1 protein-coding gene is annotated in these 337 nt (G+C 60.2%); it reads left to right on the forward strand.

What is annotated here, in order from left to right; genetic code table 11:
• A partial coding sequence (locus EN818_RS31370; RefSeq protein ID WP_281039968.1) for a glycine betaine ABC transporter substrate-binding protein occupies positions 1 to 337 on the forward strand: 337 nt, incomplete at both ends.

A 337-nucleotide genomic window follows, 5' to 3' on the forward strand; every position in this document is an offset into this window, starting at 1 on the left:
GGCGAGACGCTGGCGGCCTCGATAGCGGCGGCCTATACAGCGAAGGAGCCATGGTTTGGCTACTACTGGGCGCCCACGGGGGTTCTCGGAAAGTACAAGATGGTGGAGGTCGACATGGGGCCGGTCGACAAGGACAAGGCAAAGTGCAACGCCACGGCCAATTGCCCGACCCCAGGCAAGACCGGTTGGCCGAAGGCCACGGTTTTGACCACGATGTCGAAGCCTTTCTACGACAAGAACCCAGAACTGGTCGCGCTCATGAGCAAGGTGAGCTTCGCCAACCAGATCATGAACGAGCTTCTTGCCTGGCAGGAGGACAAGAAAGCAACCGCCGACG

Source organism: Mesorhizobium sp. M3A.F.Ca.ET.175.01.1.1 (genome assembly GCF_004791945.1).
GTDB lineage: Bacteria > Pseudomonadota > Alphaproteobacteria > Rhizobiales > Rhizobiaceae > Mesorhizobium.